This is a genomic window from Salifodinibacter halophilus, from assembly GCA_012999515.1.
GTDB lineage: Bacteria > Pseudomonadota > Gammaproteobacteria > Nevskiales > Salinisphaeraceae > Salifodinibacter > Salifodinibacter halophilus.
The window spans coordinates 2,068,246-2,085,017 of the sequence record JABEEB010000001.1 but is presented as its reverse complement, the minus strand read 5'-3'; the positions used below and the strand labels follow the sequence as shown (position 1 = coordinate 2,085,017).

At 60.3% G+C, this 16,772-nt stretch carries 14 protein-coding genes and 1 tRNA gene; 6 read left to right on the top strand and 9 right to left on the bottom strand.

The annotated features are described in order from the left end of the window. Positions 1-123 precede the first annotated feature (123 nt). The 4 genes from HKX41_09710 to lolB all read right to left on the bottom strand — a co-directional run bounded on the left by HKX41_09710 (position 124) and on the right by lolB (position 3,209). Complete coding sequence (locus tag HKX41_09710) at positions 124-1,080, bottom strand: ribose-phosphate diphosphokinase (GenBank protein NNC24419.1); 957 nt, start codon at positions 1,078-1,080, stop codon at positions 124-126. Positions 1,081-1,117: 37 nt separating this feature from the next. Then, positions 1,118-1,192, bottom strand: a tRNA-Gln gene (locus HKX41_09705). Positions 1,193-1,351: 159 nt separating this feature from the next. After that, a complete protein-coding gene (locus HKX41_09700; protein ID NNC24418.1) occupies positions 1,352-2,575 on the bottom strand; it encodes an MFS transporter in 1,224 nt (407 codons plus the stop codon). Further along, positions 2,529-3,209, bottom strand: a complete 681-nt coding sequence (gene lolB / locus HKX41_09695) for an outer membrane lipoprotein LolB (protein ID NNC24417.1) — start codon at positions 3,207-3,209, stop codon at positions 2,529-2,531. Before lolB ends, HKX41_09700 begins: the two co-directional genes overlap by 47 nt. 75 nt (positions 3,210-3,284) lie before the next feature. On the opposite strand from lolB, the gene HKX41_09690 reads away from it, so the two are divergent. From HKX41_09690 to prmC, 3 genes are read left to right on the top strand one after another with little or no spacing between them, the layout of a single operon-like run. Then, positions 3,285-4,577, top strand: a complete 1,293-nt coding sequence (locus HKX41_09690) for a glutamyl-tRNA reductase (GenBank protein NNC24416.1) — start codon at positions 3,285-3,287, stop codon at positions 4,575-4,577. Next, the gene (prfA, locus tag HKX41_09685) at positions 4,574-5,659 is read left to right on the top strand and encodes a peptide chain release factor 1 (GenBank protein NNC24415.1); all 1,086 of its coding nucleotides are present in this window, start codon (positions 4,574-4,576) and stop codon (positions 5,657-5,659) included. The genes HKX41_09690 and prfA overlap by 4 nt, the downstream gene beginning before the upstream one ends. Further along, positions 5,656-6,558: a peptide chain release factor N(5)-glutamine methyltransferase gene (gene prmC, locus HKX41_09680; protein ID NNC24414.1), complete on the top strand. Its 903-nt coding sequence runs from the start codon at positions 5,656-5,658 to the stop codon at positions 6,556-6,558. Before prfA ends, prmC begins: the two co-directional genes overlap by 4 nt. Positions 6,559-6,641: 83 nt before the next feature. Here prmC and HKX41_09675 read toward each other — a convergent pair whose 3' ends face one another. Then, entirely contained in the window at positions 6,642-8,132 is a 1,491-nt protein-coding gene (locus HKX41_09675) for a Ppx/GppA family phosphatase (GenBank protein ID NNC24413.1), read from the bottom strand. Between the two features lie 584 nt (positions 8,133-8,716). Next, complete coding sequence (locus HKX41_09670) at positions 8,717-9,736, bottom strand: isocitrate dehydrogenase (protein ID NNC24412.1); 1,020 nt, start codon at positions 9,734-9,736, stop codon at positions 8,717-8,719. Between the two features lie 284 nt (positions 9,737-10,020). Between HKX41_09670 and HKX41_09665 the strand changes: the two genes are divergently transcribed. The 3 genes from HKX41_09665 to HKX41_09655 all read left to right on the top strand — a co-directional run bounded on the left by HKX41_09665 (position 10,021) and on the right by HKX41_09655 (position 13,005). Beyond that, positions 10,021-10,590: a L,D-transpeptidase family protein gene (locus HKX41_09665; GenBank protein NNC24411.1), complete on the top strand. Its 570-nt coding sequence runs from the start codon at positions 10,021-10,023 to the stop codon at positions 10,588-10,590. A 194-nt stretch (positions 10,591-10,784) separates the two neighbouring features. After that, positions 10,785-11,195: a M67 family metallopeptidase gene (locus HKX41_09660; GenBank protein ID NNC24410.1), complete on the top strand. Its 411-nt coding sequence runs from the start codon at positions 10,785-10,787 to the stop codon at positions 11,193-11,195. Positions 11,196-11,301: 106 nt separating this feature from the next. After that, on the top strand, positions 11,302-13,005 hold the full coding sequence (locus tag HKX41_09655; protein NNC24409.1) for a proline--tRNA ligase: 1,704 nt from the start codon (positions 11,302-11,304) through the stop codon (positions 13,003-13,005). A gap of 282 nt (positions 13,006-13,287) precedes the next feature. On the opposite strand, the gene hda is transcribed toward HKX41_09655, so the two are convergent. The 3 genes from hda to HKX41_09640 all read right to left on the bottom strand — a co-directional run bounded on the left by hda (position 13,288) and on the right by HKX41_09640 (position 16,541). Continuing rightward, positions 13,288-13,986: a DnaA regulatory inactivator Hda gene (gene hda / locus HKX41_09650; GenBank protein NNC24408.1), complete on the bottom strand. Its 699-nt coding sequence runs from the start codon at positions 13,984-13,986 to the stop codon at positions 13,288-13,290. Between the two features lie 46 nt (positions 13,987-14,032). Beyond that, positions 14,033-15,085 carry an AI-2E family transporter gene (locus HKX41_09645; protein ID NNC24407.1) on the bottom strand — a complete coding sequence of 351 codons (1,053 nt, stop codon included), beginning with the start codon at positions 15,083-15,085 and terminating at the stop codon, positions 14,033-14,035. Between the two features lie 289 nt (positions 15,086-15,374). Next, positions 15,375-16,541, bottom strand: a complete 1,167-nt coding sequence (locus tag HKX41_09640; protein ID NNC24406.1) for an MFS transporter — start codon at positions 16,539-16,541, stop codon at positions 15,375-15,377. Positions 16,542-16,772: the final 231 nt, after the last annotated feature.

Below are 16,772 nucleotides of genomic sequence, written 5' to 3'. Positions count from 1 at the left end.
ACGCGTTAATTCGTCTTTAACCAAAATTTGCGACCCGTATCTTGAGCCGAATGGGCGTTTAATCCCAACTCGACGCCAAAGCAGCCAGGTCGCGGGGCGCCCGTAGTGAGCAGCGCCCTGCGCTCAGTCGACGTAAAGCGTGGAAACCGACTCGTCGCTACTGATCCGGCGAATGGTTTCGGCGAGCAGTGCCGCAATCGGCAACTGGCGGATCCGATCCGACGCCTCAGCCGGCTCCGATAGCGGAATTGTATCCGTGACCACCATCTCATCGAGTTCGGAGCCATTGATGTTGTCAACCGCCTTACCTGAGAGCACGGGATGGGTGATGTAGGCCTTGACCTCGGTCGCGCCGCGTTTTTTCAGCGCACCAGCAGCCTGGCAGAGCGTCCCCGCGGTATCGACCAGATCATCGACAATGATACATCGTTTGCCGTCGACATCGCCGATGATGTTCATGACTTCGGCGTTATTGGCCTTCGGCCGACGCTTGTCGATAATGGCCAGATCGGCCTCGTCCAGCCGCTTGGCTAAAGCCCGAGCGCGTACCACGCCGCCAACGTCGGGCGAAACCACGGTGAGATCGTCACCGCTGTTCTGCCGCCAGATGTCGCCGACGAGCACCGGCGAGGCATAGACATTATCCATGGGCATGTCGAAAAACCCTTGGATCTGGTCGGCATGGATATCGACCGTTAATACACGATCGGTGCGCACGGTCGCCAGCATATTCGCGACAACCTTGGCCGAGATCGGAACACGCGCCGAACGCGGGCGCCGATCTTGGCGCGCATAGCCAAAATAAGGAATAACGGCCGTAACACGCCCCGCTGATGCGCGATGCAGCGCATCGATGAGCATCAGCAACTCCATGAGGTTGTCGTTGGTCGGCTCGCAAGTCGACTGTACGACGAAAACGTCACGGCCACGGACGTTTTCCTCGATCTGCACATACGCTTCGCCGTCGGAAAACGACCCGACGCTGGCCTGGCCCAGCGGCCGATTGAGATAGCCAGCAACTTCGCGCGCCAACGCCGGATTGGCGTTGCCGGTAAAGACCATGAGTCCCGAGTCGATCATCAACGACCTTTATGGCGGGCAGCGTGTGCACGATTTTTGGCTGGGGCGGCAGGATTCGAACCTGCGGTACACGGGATCAAAACCCGATGCCTTACCACTTGGCTACGCCCCAATAAGTATCAATGCTGCGGTGAGTGCGAAATTTTCCAGCGCACACAGCACAACGTCAATCCCAAATACAGATATTCACACTGCTCGGCATGCAATAAACGCTGCCACTGCAACGAGTAGCGGGCGCATTCGCATGCTGCCAAAGCTGGCCAAAACAGGCTTACGACGCGGGGTTGTCGCGCAGATGCGACGGTAAAGGCATGCTCAGCGCGAGCACCAGCGCGATCGCAGCGGCCCCGCAAGCTATCCACATCGGCGTTTCGACACTGAACATATCGGCCAGCGGACTCACGATCAACAACCCGAGCGCGCCGATAGCATTGGCCATACCGAGCGCGATGCCCGAGCCAAATGCGCGCGCCTCGGGCACGAAGTCCTGGCCGATCAACACGGTCAGTGGCAGCGTCGCGAATAAACATACTCCAGCGATCGCGATTGCCAGCCAGAATGCGATGCCACTGATCAGCGGGATTAACGCCGTGGCGATCAGCAGCACCAGCATCGACGTGACGAGAAGTGCTCGTCTGCCGATACGATCACCCAGCCAGCCACCACCGAGGTTACCGACAACACCGACCACATAGAGCACGGTGATCAGACTCGCGCCGGTGGTCATGTTACCGCCATGTTGATGCCAGACTAGCGGCAGGAATGTGATCAACACGAAATTAACCAGCGCGCGCAGCGCACAGAATGCGACCAGCGCACCGAGCGGCCCGGCATGTGTGCGCCAGTCGATGCGAGTGGCCTTGCGCTGCGGCTCAAGCTTCGGCGCCCAGCGCAGCAGCAACAATGCGGTCATCACGCCCGGTGCCGCCAACACGACCAGAGACTCCCGGCCGAAGGCTACCAGAATAGCGCTGGCCAACGCCGGCCACACGCCACGGCCAATCTCGCCACCGACCAGCACGACCGACATCGCGCCCGCCGCCCTCTTGGCGGCAATTTGGCGTGTCGCAGCCAGCATCTGCGGGTGGAATACCGCATTGAACACGCCAATGATCAATAGCGCGATCACCAGTACGAGCACACTTTGGGCCAAAGCCACGAGAGCTGCACCAAACGCGGTGCCAACAATACCGGCAATCATCAGGCTGCGGCCGCCAATACGGTCAGCGAGTAGCCCAATGAATGGCTGCAACCCCTGCCCGATCAAGAGGGCCGCCATAATCGAGCCAGCCAGGCCAGCCGAGAAATTGAGTTCGACCAGTATTACCGGCAACACGCCGGGCAAAAAATTGGCTGCCCCGTCGTTGACGAAATGCGCCCAGCTAATCCCACCGATACGCTCGGCAACGCTGGATGAGCCGTTGCGCAAGCCTTTTACGGGCACCTGGTCAGCCCGCACCACCTGTCGTTTTCGAATCACGCTGGCTGGATGCATCGCCAGCCGACTCGACATTGAACCAACGGTCGACAACGAGCCGCAGGCGATTGTCGCCATTTTCCAATACGACGCGTTTCGGTAGCTTTACGGTGTCATTAACCGTGGTGTAGTCCATATAGGCCACATGCCAACCATTCTGGCGCAGCGATTGCAGTTTACCGTCGGTGCTGACGCTTATGTTTTTGTAATCGCCCGGCGCCGGTAATCCACGCGCCCAGTAGCGGAGCGCGCTGAGCGGGAACGCGAACCCGAGCGTGCGCTTGGCCATCGCATCGGGATGGCGCGTCGTGAAACGGCGCTTTGGGGTGCGCACTTGTACACGTTTCAACGTGCCATTGGCGCGCAGCCCACCTGCCCCAAGCGGACCAGCCAAGCGCACTGCAAAATGCTGGCCGCGTTGGCGCCAATTGAGATTGCCTGTCCACCCCAGCAACTTACCTGAGGCTACGCGCCCCTGAAGCGCCCAGCGATCCAGCTGCCCGACGGCTTGCTTATGCGCCTGCCATGCCGCCGAATCAGCCACACCGGCCTGTTGCTCGGGCGGTTTATGTATGACTGCGCAGCCGCCGAGCATCGCGGCGACCAACAATATTGCAAGGTGGTAAAGCGGGGGTTGAACACGCGAAGTCACGATCCAACCATTGGAATACGTAATAATAGCGCGGACTCTAATGTCGCCTTTGGCCAACCGCGGTAGAATACATCAATGTCGCTAGTAAGTACCGGTATAAGCCATCATAGCGCCCCGCTTTCAGTGCGCGAGTCTGTCGCACTCGGAGCCGACGAATTCAGCCCAGCACTCAGTGATTTGCTGGCGCGGACCAGCGTGGATGAGGCGGTCGTGCTCTCGACCTGTAATCGCACTGAGATCTACGCCGCAGCCAACACGCCGGCCGATGTGGATCTCGCCGAATGGCTGTGCGACTTCCGCGGCCTCGATTACAGTTGCTACAGCGACTACTTCTACCGGCTGAGCGATCGGGAAACCGTCGTGCACAGCCTGCGCGTCGCCGCGGGTCTGGACTCGCTGGTGGTCGGCGAATCGCAAATACTCGGCCAGATGAAGCAGGCGCTGGAAAACGCGCGTCGGTTCGACGGTGTCGGCCCGGTTATTACGCGCCTGTTCGAACACAGTTTCTCGGCCGCCAAATATATCCGGACGGCAACCGACATCGGCGCTAATCCCGTTTCCGTGGCCTACACGAGCGCCCAGCTCGCAGGCCATGTTTTTCCGGACCTGGCGGCACAACGCGTGCTGCTTGTGGGCGCCGGCGATAACATTGAGCTGATCGCTCGCTATCTCGCCGATATCGGTCTAACCGACTTTACATTCGCCAACCGCAACCGCGAGCGCGCTGAGGCCCTGACCGAACGATTCGGCGGCCAAACCGTAGATTTCGAAGCGGTCGATCAGGCCGTGACCGAAGCCGATCTGTTGATTAGTTCAACGGCAGCCTCGGATCCAATCATCGGCGCTGACACGATTGAAAGCGCGATACATGCGCGGCAGAACAAGCCAATTTTCGTGCTCGATCTCGCCGTGCCACGGGACATCGACCCGGCGGCGGGGGCGCTGGACCACGTCCATTTATGGTCGATCGACGATCTACAGGAAGTGATCGACGATAATTATCAAGCGCGGCAAGACGCCGCACAGGCCGCCGACGCGATGATCCGCGACCGCGCCGAGCAATATCTCGAGTGGGTGGACTCCCGCCAGGCCACCGATACCATACGCGCACTCCGCGAAAACGCGCACCAGACACGTGACGACGTCATCGCCCGCGCTAAACGACGGCTTGCACGTGGCGAATCGCCGGAAGCCGTAATCGATTATCTCGGCAACACACTAACCAACCGCCTGATCCACGCGCCTACCGTGGCACTCAGAAAAGCTTCTGATCACGACCGTCAACGGCTGCTGCGACCAGCGGAAGAGCTATTCGACATCGATGCCGGCGCGAATCGAGCAACACGGGGCAACTCGGCCGGTCGATGACACCCACGCTACGCCATAAGCTCGACGAGCTCATCGAACGCCACGAGGAGCTCTCACACCTACTTGCGCAACCGGAGATTGCCGGCGATGCCGAGCAGCTCCGCAAACTCTCGAAGGAATACGCGCGCCTGGAATCGGTCGCAGCTGATTACAGCAGTTGGCGCTCACTAGCCGCCGAAGTCGACGACCTGGCCGCCATGACCGAAAGCGCGGATAGCGAACTCCGATCCATGGCCGACGACGAACTCCCGGGTGCGCGTCAACGTCTGGCCGATCTGGAAGACAAACTAAAAACCCACCTGATCCCAACCGACCCCAACGACGACGCCAACGTCTACCTCGAAATACGCGCCGGCGCTGGTGGCGACGAAGCCGCCCTGTTCGCCGGCGATTTGCTACGCATGTATTCGAGCTATGCCGAACGCGAAGGCTGGCAAGTCGAACTATTATCCGCCAGTCCCGGCGAACAAGGTGGCTATAAAGAGATTATTTCGCGGGTGATCGGCAACGGCGCGTACTCGAAGCTCAAGTTCGAATCCGGCGCGCACCGCGTCCAGCGCGTGCCCACCACCGAATCACAAGGCCGCATCCACACCTCGACCTGCACAGTCGCTGTTCTGCCGGAACAAGATGAGATTAATGACATCAACATCGAGGCCAATGAGTTACGGGTCGACACCTACCGCGCCGCCGGCGCTGGCGGCCAGCATGTCAACACTACCGACTCGGCTGTCCGCATAACGCACCAGCCGACTGGCGTGGTGGTCGAATGTCAGCAGGAACGTTCGCAGCATAAAAACCGCGAGCGTGCGATGAAGCTATTGCGAACCAAATTGCTGACCGCAGAACAGGACAAACAAGCCAACGAACAGGCCGCACAACGCCGCCAACTCGTCGGCAGCGGCGACCGTTCCGAACGCATCCGCACCTATAACTTCCCGCAGAGCCGGATGACCGACCACCGCATCAACCTCACGCTCTACCGGCTTGAAGGCGTGATCGAAGGCGAGCTGGACGAAGTCATCAACGCGTTGACCAGCGAACATCAGGCCGACCAACTGGCCACGCTCGGCGCCGAGTGAATTACACGACGCCGCCTGGCGACAGCGCATATGCCGACTCGATCAATGGCTTGATCGAAAACACCACGGCACGGCTTGAAACAACAAGCGACGCACCGCGGCTGGAAGCGTTTCGATTATTGGCCTCAGTCACCGGCATGACGACCACTCACATGATTGCCCACGGCGACCAAGCCGTTGACCAAGCGTCCCGCTCACGCCTGGAAACCCTGCTCGAACGCCGCGCACGCGGTGCGCCACTTGCCTATTTACTCGGCGATGCCGGGTTCTGGCGTCAGACTTTGACGGTCAATCGTCACGTGCTGATTCCACGCCCCGAGACCGAACTACTTGTCGAAACTGCATTGGCACGCCTGGCCGCCGATCAACCACTACGCATCGCTGACCTCGGCACCGGCAGCGGCGCCATCGCGATCGCGCTAGCCCATGAACGCCCAAGCTGGCAGATCACCGCCACCGACATCAGCTCGCATGCCGTTGAAACAGCGCGACACAACGCATCCCGCAACAACGCGAGCAACATCGAGTTTGTCATCGGCGACTGGTTTGACGCAGTCGCCGGCCAGCAATTCAACGCTGTAATCGCCAATCCGCCGTACGTTGCCCCCGGCGACCCACATCTCACTGACCCCGCGGTTGCGGCGGAACCAGACCAGGCGTTGATCGCCGCGGACTCAGGCAACGCCGCATTAACCCAGATCATTGCGACAGCGCCAAACGCACTCGCCCCTGGCGGCTTATTGATGCTCGAACACGCACCGTGGCAAGCCGAAGGCGTGGGCACGGCATTGCAACGAGGCGGCTTTACACAGGTCGAGACAAAAGCGGACCTCACGGATCGTAAGAGAGCCACGCTCGCCATAGCGCCAGCCGATGGCTTCGCAGCGGATCCCTCCTAACCAACCGAACGCGGCCATTGGCCGCCCAGTGACGCTTGATGGCGCCCCCGACACCGTAGTGACGCAGCCACCAGCGACTCCGGCTATCCGTCGACGCGCAATGTGTAATTGACGCGTTTGAGGCGCTCGCACTCGCGCGCCAAATCCTCACGCGTCAGGGGATGACGCTCGAGCCAGCCGTCGTCGAATGTCAGCGTTAAACATGATTTGTCGATGATTAGATGAACTGGCGGCTGCTCATGGGGAGAGCGGCCCCGGTGCAGCAAAACAGCCAAACGCAGCAGCACCGCGAGCCGCTCGGTGGTGTCCTGATACGTTGAAGGCAACGCCGCCAACGCGCTGCGACCAAACTTGCCGTGATGCAGCCGAAGCAGCGCCGCAAGAACGGTCTGTTCGGTCTGCGAGAAACCCTGTAGGTCGGCATTGCGCACGATGTATTCGCCATGCCTGTGATACCCCTTGTGGGCGATCACCAGCCCAACCTCATGCAGCAGGGCAGCCCAGCGCAACAAATCCGATGCGGCCGTATCCTCGATCCAGTCACTGGCATCGGCCAGCAATCGCTGTGCGGTCTCGGCAACCCGTTCAGCATGCGCCGTGTCCACGCTAAACCGACGGCCGGCCGCGGCTACACTCGCCTCGCGCACATCGTTTTGCGCCAGCCGACCGAGCAGATCCAGCAGCACCCCTTCGCGCAACGCCTTGTCGGAAACCGACATGGCGGCCACATCCAGGCTTTCAAAAACAGCCGTGAGAATCGCCGCACCGCCCACAAAAATGGGCCGACGGTCTGCCGAAAGGCCGCCGAAATCCAGCTTGTCGACATGTCCGGCCTGGCAGATTGCCTTGGCCAGCTTGCGAAGCACATCGGGCGTGAGCACCATCTCCGTCCATCCGGCCTGGACGCAGACATCGCGGATCGCCTTGACACTCCCGGACGCACCCAAGGCCACGTCCCAGCCAGCCTCGCGATAGCGCCTGGCCAGCGGCTCCAGCGCCACCTGCGCAGCCAGCACGGCGGCCTGCCAACGCGGCTCGGTGATCTCGCCATCCGGGAAATGCTGGCAGGTGTGCACCACCGCGCCCAAGGAGACACTTTCCATGGCGCTGGGTTCGGCGAGCTCGCCCACGATCAACTCGGTAGACCCCCCGCCAATATCCACAACCAGCCGACGCGGCCAATCTTCGCCGAGATCCTGGACCACGCCACCGTAGATCAGGCGCGCTTCCTCGGCTCCGTAGATAATGTCGATGGGATGGCCGAGCGCGGCTTCGGCGCGCTCCAGAAAATCATCCAGTCCGTGTGCGCGCCGCAGGGTATTCGTGCCCACCGCACGCACCCGACCGCGTGGTAAATGTTGCAGGCGCTGCCCAAAACGCGCCAGGCAATCCAGCGCCCGTTCGCTGGCAGCTTGCGATAGACAGCGGTCTTCGTCGAGGCCTGCTGCCAAACGCACCGATTCCTTGATGCGATCCACCACGTGCAGCTCGCCGCCCACGGCGCGTGCCACCACTAAGTGAAAGCTATTGGATCCCAGATCCACAGCCGCGACCGTGGTCGCGGGCTCCAGCATGGCTTCAGACGCTGTACTCACGGGCTGCATCCGGACGCGGAACCGATGCTGCCGAATGACATCGCCAGCACGCATTCACAGTATATCTACCAGCTGTCAAACGAAAGCACTCACCTTGTCCAAGGTCCTAGTGCCTAAGCGAAGTACGGCATGCCAACCAAACCAGAGCCACCAACTCTACCTCGCCCAGTTATTTGTGCCGCTTTCACGCAAACCGTGAAAGCGGCAAGTGCTATACGAATCAACCTGGCTTAGGTGTCGTCAGTATAAAAAACAACGGACGGTCGAACCGTCGCTCATCGTCCTCGCCGCCGGATAACGGGCCGCGCACTCGCTCTGAGCGTGCGGGACCGAGGTGGTGCGGCGGTGTTTTGAATGTTGTATAGAGCGTATCCGTCGCGGCTTCAGGATCCGGCTACGGGCTATTCCAGGGGCCACCGCACCCTCCCAGAGCGGCAGCCACAGCCGCGACCGCTAACGCGGCGCGGCTCAACGATCCCGTCCCGGCAACCGACCACACATGGCGTAACTAAATACAACGCAAACCGCGACGCTTCACTTCCTGGCCGCTTCTGGAAAAACGGCTAATCCTGCTGCAGGCGCTCCACCACAGCGTCGGTATAGCTCTCGGTTGTACCTTGGCCGCCCAAATCCGGCGTAACGCGGTCATGGTCGGCAATCACACCGCGCACGGCAGTGCGAATACGCTGGGCGTTCTGGTGCTCATTCAGATGATCAAGCATGAGTGCAGCCGCCAGAATGACTGAAGTCGGATTCGCGATATTCTGGCCTGCTATATCCGGTGCACTGCCGTGCACAGCCTCGAACATCGCGCAGTCGTCACCGATATTCGCGCCTGGCGCCAAACCCAATCCGCCGACAAGACCAGCGCAAAGATCCGACAGGATGTCCCCGAACAAGTTGGTGGTCACAATCACGTCAAAGTTTTCCGGCGTCATCGCCAATTTCATGGCACACGCGTCGACGATGACATCGTCGTATTCGATGTCCGGATATTGCTCGGCGATTTCACGGCCGACACGCAGGAAAAGCCCCGAGGTCGTCTTCATGATGTTGGCCTTGTGCGCGAGGGTCACTTTCTTACGGCCACGTTCACGCGCCAACTCGAAGGCGAAGCGGATGATGTGTTCAGACTGTTCACGCGTGACCACCGACAGCGCTTCGGCGCGATTGCCATCGTCGGTCACTGTTTGCCCTTCACCGGAATACATACCCCCTGTGTTCTCGCGCACCGTAATAATGTCGAGATTCTCGAAGCGCGATTGGGCGCCCGGCAGCGACAGTGTCGGCCGGACGTTGGCGAATAGGTTGAAGCGTTTACGCAGTGCTACGTTGACGGAGCTGTAACCTTCACCGACTGGCGTCGTCACCGGCCCTTTCAATACCAACCCAGTGCGCTCGATCGAATCCACCGCCGATTGCGGCACCGGATCGCTGGCACCAGCGTCCAACGCGGCCTTACCGACATCGGCATATTCGTATTGCAGCTCGATATCCAGTGCATCAAGCACCCGCAGTGCCGAATCGACGATCGACGGGCCAACGCCGTCGCCTTTGATAATTGTGGCGGGGATTGGTTTCATACTGACTCCATTGGTTTACTAACGCATGTAGCGTATAACGCTAGCTGCGCCGCTTTAGGACGTGGCAATAATGGACGTATTATACGACTCGACCAAGATCGAGTAATACGCTTAGCCGCAACCTAAATCGCTACTATAGAGTTCAGCGTCTGTCTCAATGCCGGCAAGGCGCTTCACACCCTGCGCGCAGCTCGGCTTACTTGACGTGGCATGCATGTTGTTCTTGTATTTAGTGCCAGCTTGGTTATAAGTAACATGGCCCCATAACACGCCGCAAGAGGATCATGACCGCCGACACCCCGCTCTTGCCACCCCGTTTTTTCGCCCGCGCTATAGCGCACGGCCGAGTACTGGTCACCACGCTTTTTTTCGCCGTGCTCTCACTTTATGCCAGCGTGGTGCCAGCGACCACCGATCCCGCCCGATTCGAAAACGGCGCCGAGCAGGTGGATCGCGTGGTCGTGATGAAATCGCAGCGCGAGTTGTACCTATACCGCGATGGCATCGTGATCGACAGTTATCCGATCGGACTCGGGCTCGATCCAGTCGGCACCAAGCGTCGAAGCGGCGACGATAAAACACCGGTCGGCGCCTATATCATCGACTGGCGCAATCCCGACAGCCGCTTTCACCTGTCGCTTCACATCTCGTATCCGAATGCGGCCGACCGCGCCCACGCCCGTAAACACGGCTTCGATCCCGGCAAGAACATCATGATTCACGGCCAGCCGGATTACAGTACGCAAAAGCGTAGCGGCGACTGGACCCACGGCTGCATCGCTGTTTCAAATAAGGCCATCAACGAGATCTGGCGGCTGGTCCCAAAAGGCACGCCCATCCAAATCTACAGGTGAGCGTGCTACGTCACCCGCCATTTGGCCGGCATAGCCGATGCCAATCGCAGCCACTTTCGAATGCGGCCTCATGGCGTTGAACTGGATAACGCACGCTTACACTCACCTGCGTTGGCGCAGCCACCGTCTGCTTATGCCGCAGATCGCGCCGCGCTGCGAAGCAGGCACGCGTTCTGCCCGATCTTGAGCGGATCATGGAAACACTCAAGCTGTCACCATCGACCACGCACGAGCTCCTTAACGCCGCCAATGCGCAACCGTTGGTTGAAATCTGCGGCGTGATCGCGCGTGAGGGCAACCACCAGGATACGATTTATCCAATCGCCAACGTCCATCCCGATCCGGCGCGCGCATTCACGCTCGACGCACGCGACCAGATCGCGGCTTTCAAGTCGATGCGTCACGCCGGCTCTCGGCTTCTCGCGGTTTATCACAGCCACCCTGATCAACCAGCCGAGCCAAGCGCGGCCGATCGCGCGGGCGTCGGCTATCCGGATGCCTTCACACTGATCATCTCGCCCACCCAGTCGCCCGCCGACGTGATGCGCGCATGGCGGCTCGGCGAACACGGCTTTGTGGAAGTCAAACTGCGCGTATCGAATTGAACAAAAACAACCATATTCGACCAACTACACACCGTTACTGCCCTTCGTCGTGCAACCTGTATGCGGTGTTTTTTGTAGAATTCGGTCTCGCTCGGAAACACTGCCTATGCGCCTACAAAAACTAGCCCTGACCACCACGCGCGAAACCCCGGCCGAAGCCGAAATCGTCTCGCACCAGTTGATGCTGCGCGCGGGCATGATTCGACGCCTAAGTGCTGGCCTCTACACCTGGACCCCAATTGGCATGCGTGTCCTACGCCGTGTCGAAGCCGTCGTGCGCAGCGAAATGGACGCAGCGGGCGCGCTCGAAATCCTCATGCCTGCCGTCCAGCCAGCCGATCTCTGGCACGAATCCGGCCGCTGGGACGAGATGGGCGGATTGATGCTGCGCATCCGCGACCGAGCCGAACGCGACTATTGTTTCGGCCCAACCCACGAGGAAGTCGTCGTCGACTTCGTCAAACGCGATCTGGAAAGCTACCGCCAGTTGCCGGTCAACTATTACCAGATACAGACCAAGTTCCGGGACGAAATTCGCCCACGCTTCGGTCTGATGCGGGCGCGCGAATTCGTCATGAAAGACGCCTATTCATTCCATATCGACGACGCGAGTCTGGACCATGAATACCACAACATGGCGGCGACCTATCGGCGGATCCTCGACCAGCTCGCGCTAGATTACCGCGTCGTCGCCGCCGACTCGGGCGCGATCGGCGGCTCGAAATCGGAAGAATTCCATATTCTGGCCGACTCCGGCGAGGATGAACTCGCAGTCGCCAGCGCCGGCGGATACGCTGCCAACGTCGAAACCGCGGACGTGGCACCACCCACCACGCCGCGGCCAGCGCCAGTCGCGGCGTTGCAACAGGTCAACACACCGAACGTAGCGACGATCGCCGATCTATGCCGTGCGCTGAACGTACCCGCCGAGAACACGGTCAAGGCGATCGTCGTTGATGGCACCGATGGCGACCCCGTGCTTCTGACACTACGCGGCGACCACAACCTCAACGAGCTCAAGGCCGAGCGCCATCCCGCCGTGGCCACCCCGTTGGCGTTCGCTTCACGCGATACGATCCAGACGGCATTCGGCGCCGCTGCGGGGTCACTCGGCCCGGTCGGCTTCGAAGGGACCGTCATTGCCGACCAGAGCGTGGCCGCAAGCGCGGATCTGGTGGTCGGCGCTAACATTGACGGCGCTCACTTGACCGGCTTCAACTGGGCCCGCGACGCCGACGAGCCACTCGTCGCGGACCTGCGCAACGTCGTGGCGGGCGACACAGCTCCGGACGCCACGGGCGAAATCAATATTATGCGCGGGATCGAAGTCGGCCACGTATTTCAGCTCGGTGATAAATATTCGCGCGCGCTGAACCTCAGCGTACCCGACGCCGACGGCAATAACGTCCATCCACCAATGGGATGTTACGGCATCGGGGTCTCACGGCTTGTCGCCGCGGCTATCGAACAGTGCCACGATAACGCCGGCATTTGCTGGCCGGCGGCGATGGCGCCATTCGAGCTGGTCATTTGTCCGATCGGCGCCGACCGCGATCCAGCGGTTGCCGAAGCAGCCGAAAATCTATACCAAACCTGTCTCACCGACGGCATCGACGTAGCGTTGGATGATCGCGGCCTGCGACCCGGCCCCATGTTTGCCGACACCGAGCTGATCGGCGTACCACACCGTGTGGTCGTCTCGGCACGCGGATTAGCTGCCGGCACCCTCGAATACAAGAACCGACAAGGAACCGAGGCCGACGATATCACCTTCGACATCGACGCCGTGCGGGCACGCATTCGTGGCTGAGACTGGTGCGGCGGCACGCGTCGCCGCACTTGCGATGGCCATTTGCCTGGGCACACCAGCTTACCCCGCAGGCCGCTAACGCCGCCGTTGTACCCAACCACGCACTCAGCGACGGGGCGAGAAGCCATTTTCAGGCGCGCGTCTGGTTTGTTGATATGTCCACGCCGGGTCGTCTAGTCACGACTAGATCGGGCAACCAGCACCACTGCGGCATGCCAATTCACGACGACAGCACCGCACGTTTCCTGGCCAGCGACCGACAACCACCCTTGTCCATCGCCATTAAGGCATCTCTGCCAGAACCCGCTTGGCAAACGGGATCGTAATCCGTCGCTTAGCGCTAAGCGATGCTTCGCCGAGCCGGTCGAGTGCTCCAATCAAGCTGGAAATATCGCGCGGCCCATGATTGAGCAACCAATCCGCGGTAGCCGACGAAAGTGTGATACCGCGCTGCGCCGCGCGGGCGATGAGCAACGCTTGTTTATCCGTATCATTGAGGCTAGCAGTCGCCTGTATGCCACCCGCAGCCAGTCGACTCGCGAGATCGGCCAGTGCCAGGTTCAATGATGCGGGTGGCTCACGGTCGGCGGTGAGCAAGCGGCCACCGCGGGCCTGAAGCATATCGGCCAAACCGACAAACGCAATTTCGGTATCGCGCTGGCCGCCCACCGTCGCAATATCATCAACGCAGACGAGATCCATCTCCCCCAGCCCCGAGACCACATCGGCGGCATCGCGACCAAACTGCGTCAGCGGCAAGTAGACAGCGCGGCCACCATTGGCACTAACCGCACGGCAAGCCGCTTGCAACAAATGGCTCTTGCCGGAAGCCTCAGGACCATGCAGAAACAGTCGTTGCCCGCGCACATCGACAAGTTCGGCAACCGCGGCTCGAACACTGAAATTCGTCGGTCCGACAAAGCCGGCCAGCGTGGCCGACTGCGGCAGCTCGATATCGAGGGGTAATTGCCGAATGGTCATTGATTCACCACACCAAACTGGCTGGGCGGCTTGCCCGGTTGCCGAATCACTCGGAGACGTTGTTATATAGCTGGCTGCCCCGCCAACGCTCAGCGCCGAAGCGGCCAAGAACCGAGACCGCTGACGCCACGGGCAATGCGATCAGCACACCAACGAAACCAAATAACTGACCGCCGGCCAGAACAGCAAAAATCACCCAGACCGGATGCAGACCGATCGCTTCACCGAGTAACAAAGGCTGGAGAACGACTTGTTCCAGGATCTGGCCCACAGCGAAAACGACCGCCACCCAGATCAGTGCAGATGGGTCACCGGTCTGTACCAACATCGCAACACTGGCGACCAGCAACCCGCTAATCACACCGAGGTACGGCACGAAACTCACCAGCCCCGCGCCAAAGCCAATCACCAGTGCGAGATTCAACCCAGAAAGCCAGAGCCCCAACGCATAAAGACAGCCGAGAATAACCATGACCAGCAGTTGACCACGCACGAAATGTCCGAGCTTCTTATCGATCTCGCGGGCTAATCGCTGGCAGGTCGGCAGCCAGGGACGTGGAATCTGGTCGCCGATCCATTGGACGAGACGATCCCAGTCACGCAGCAGATAAAACAAAATCACCGGCGTCAATAACAGATTCATCAGAACCGCAAGCAACGCCGTACCGGATGAAAACAGTTGACCGGCCAATGCCGACGCCGCACCACCGGCGCTGGACCAGTGCTTGGTCAACAACTGCTGTGCGGCGTGGACATCGAAATCCGCCACACCCGGCCAAACATCGACAACCAACGGCTGGATGACGCGTCGTATCTGATCCACATAGCGTGGCAAGTTATGTATGAGTGTCGCCAACTGGCTCTTGATCGCTGGCACGATCAAAAACGCAGCCACGACGAGTATGGCAATCGCCAGCACGAATACCACGCTCACACTGAGCGTTCGCCTCGCGCCAAGACGTTCCAATCGATCCACCAGCGGATCGAACAGATAAGCGAACGCGCCGGCGATCAAAAACGGCGTGAGCACACTGCCGAGCAACCACACCAACAACAAGGCAATGGCAAGCGCCACTGGAAAAGCAATGCGAAACCGCATATCAGGCCCTATAAGTATCCGTGCGCACAGAACCGGATCACACGCGGATCAAGTTCGGCGCCCCCAAAAGCCATAACAAAGCCGCGTTGCACGCCTTGGCGCGTGCACCAAGGTTGCGGTGCCGTATCGGGCATATGGCCGGCTGCCATTTGTCGACTGCGACCCATCGTGCATCTACTTTTTCAGACCAAGTCTAGTGGCTGACGCGCTCTGGCGCAGAGTATACCGATAAGTGCCTGGCTATACGGCCGGGAGTGCAAACCGACCTCGCCCATCACCACAGATACTGTCAGCCCTTAGCCGGCTCCAACCGCGAGCGACGCCAAGCGAAAAACCAGAACACGAGCCCACCCAGCGTCAGGCAGCTGCCAACCACGCCGGTAACACGCAATCCCAGCCCCGCGGCCAACGCCAGACCCGCCAGAAATGGGCCAATCGCGTTGGCCAGATTGAAAGCGACATGGTTCAGAGAAGCGGCCAGATTTTGCGAATCCCCAGCGACGTCCATCAGCCGTGTCTGCAGCACGGTCGCCAGTGCCGTACCGAAACCAATGAAAAACACATCAAGCGTTACTGCCCAGACATTCGTCGCCGCAAAATAGAACAGCCCCATCATGAGCCCGCTAGCAGCCAGCGTGATGCCTGCAGTGGGGAGACGGGCATGATCGGCGAAGCGCGGAATGACCACGTTGCCGGCCGTCATTCCTATCCCGAAAACACTCAATACGAGTGGGCGCCAAGTCTCTGATAGGCCGGTCACCTCGCCAAGCGTACTCGTCAGATACGCGTAGACCGAAAACACACCACCAAAACCGATTGCACCGATCGCGAGTGTCAACCAAACATCCGGGCGGCGAAACGCGCCCAGTTCGCGGCGTGGGTGTGCACCGCTAGACGCGCCTGTATACGGCACGAATATCGCGACCAGAACAACTGCCGCCGCCGCGATACCGGCAACCAGAAAGTAAGCTGCCCGCCAGCCGAGCCAGTTCGCGAACCAGGTCGCGACCGGGACACCAGCAATTGTCGCGGTCGTTAAACCGAGCATGACATACCCGACCGCCTGGGTTTGCCGATGCAACGGCACCGATGACGCAGCCACAAGTGCTGCCAACCCGAAATAGGCACCATGCGGCAAACCGCTGATCAAACGAAAGAAACACAGCCAGCCGAAAGTCGGCGCGAGTGCGCTGGCAATGTGAGCCAGTGAAAAACTGGCCATCAAGCCAACGAGCAGCGTCTTACGTGCGATACGTGCGGCCAGAACCGTAATCACGGGGGCGCCGATAACCACACCAAGTGCGTAGGCGCTGATCGCATAGCCGGCTTGTGCCTTGCCGACAGCAAAGCCGTCCTCGATCAACGGCAGCACACCCATCGTTGCGAACTCGGTGGTGCCGATCGCGAAACCGCCCGTCGCCAATGCGACGAACAACAAAATCAAACGAGCCGTCATGGCCTGTTACCGTATTATGGTTGCGCTGCCGCAGCGGGACCGGCTGGCGCTATTGATCGAACATCGTGCCTTGCGTACACAACAAAAATTGCCAACGCAAAGCCAAACGCCGGGATCGGCTGCGCCACCGGCTGGCGCATGACTTCAATGCCGGTGCGCGAACGCGATCGACCCGCTTCGGCGTTTCGCAAACATGGATCCACTGGCCCCACGCGAAGGCGTGCGTCATTC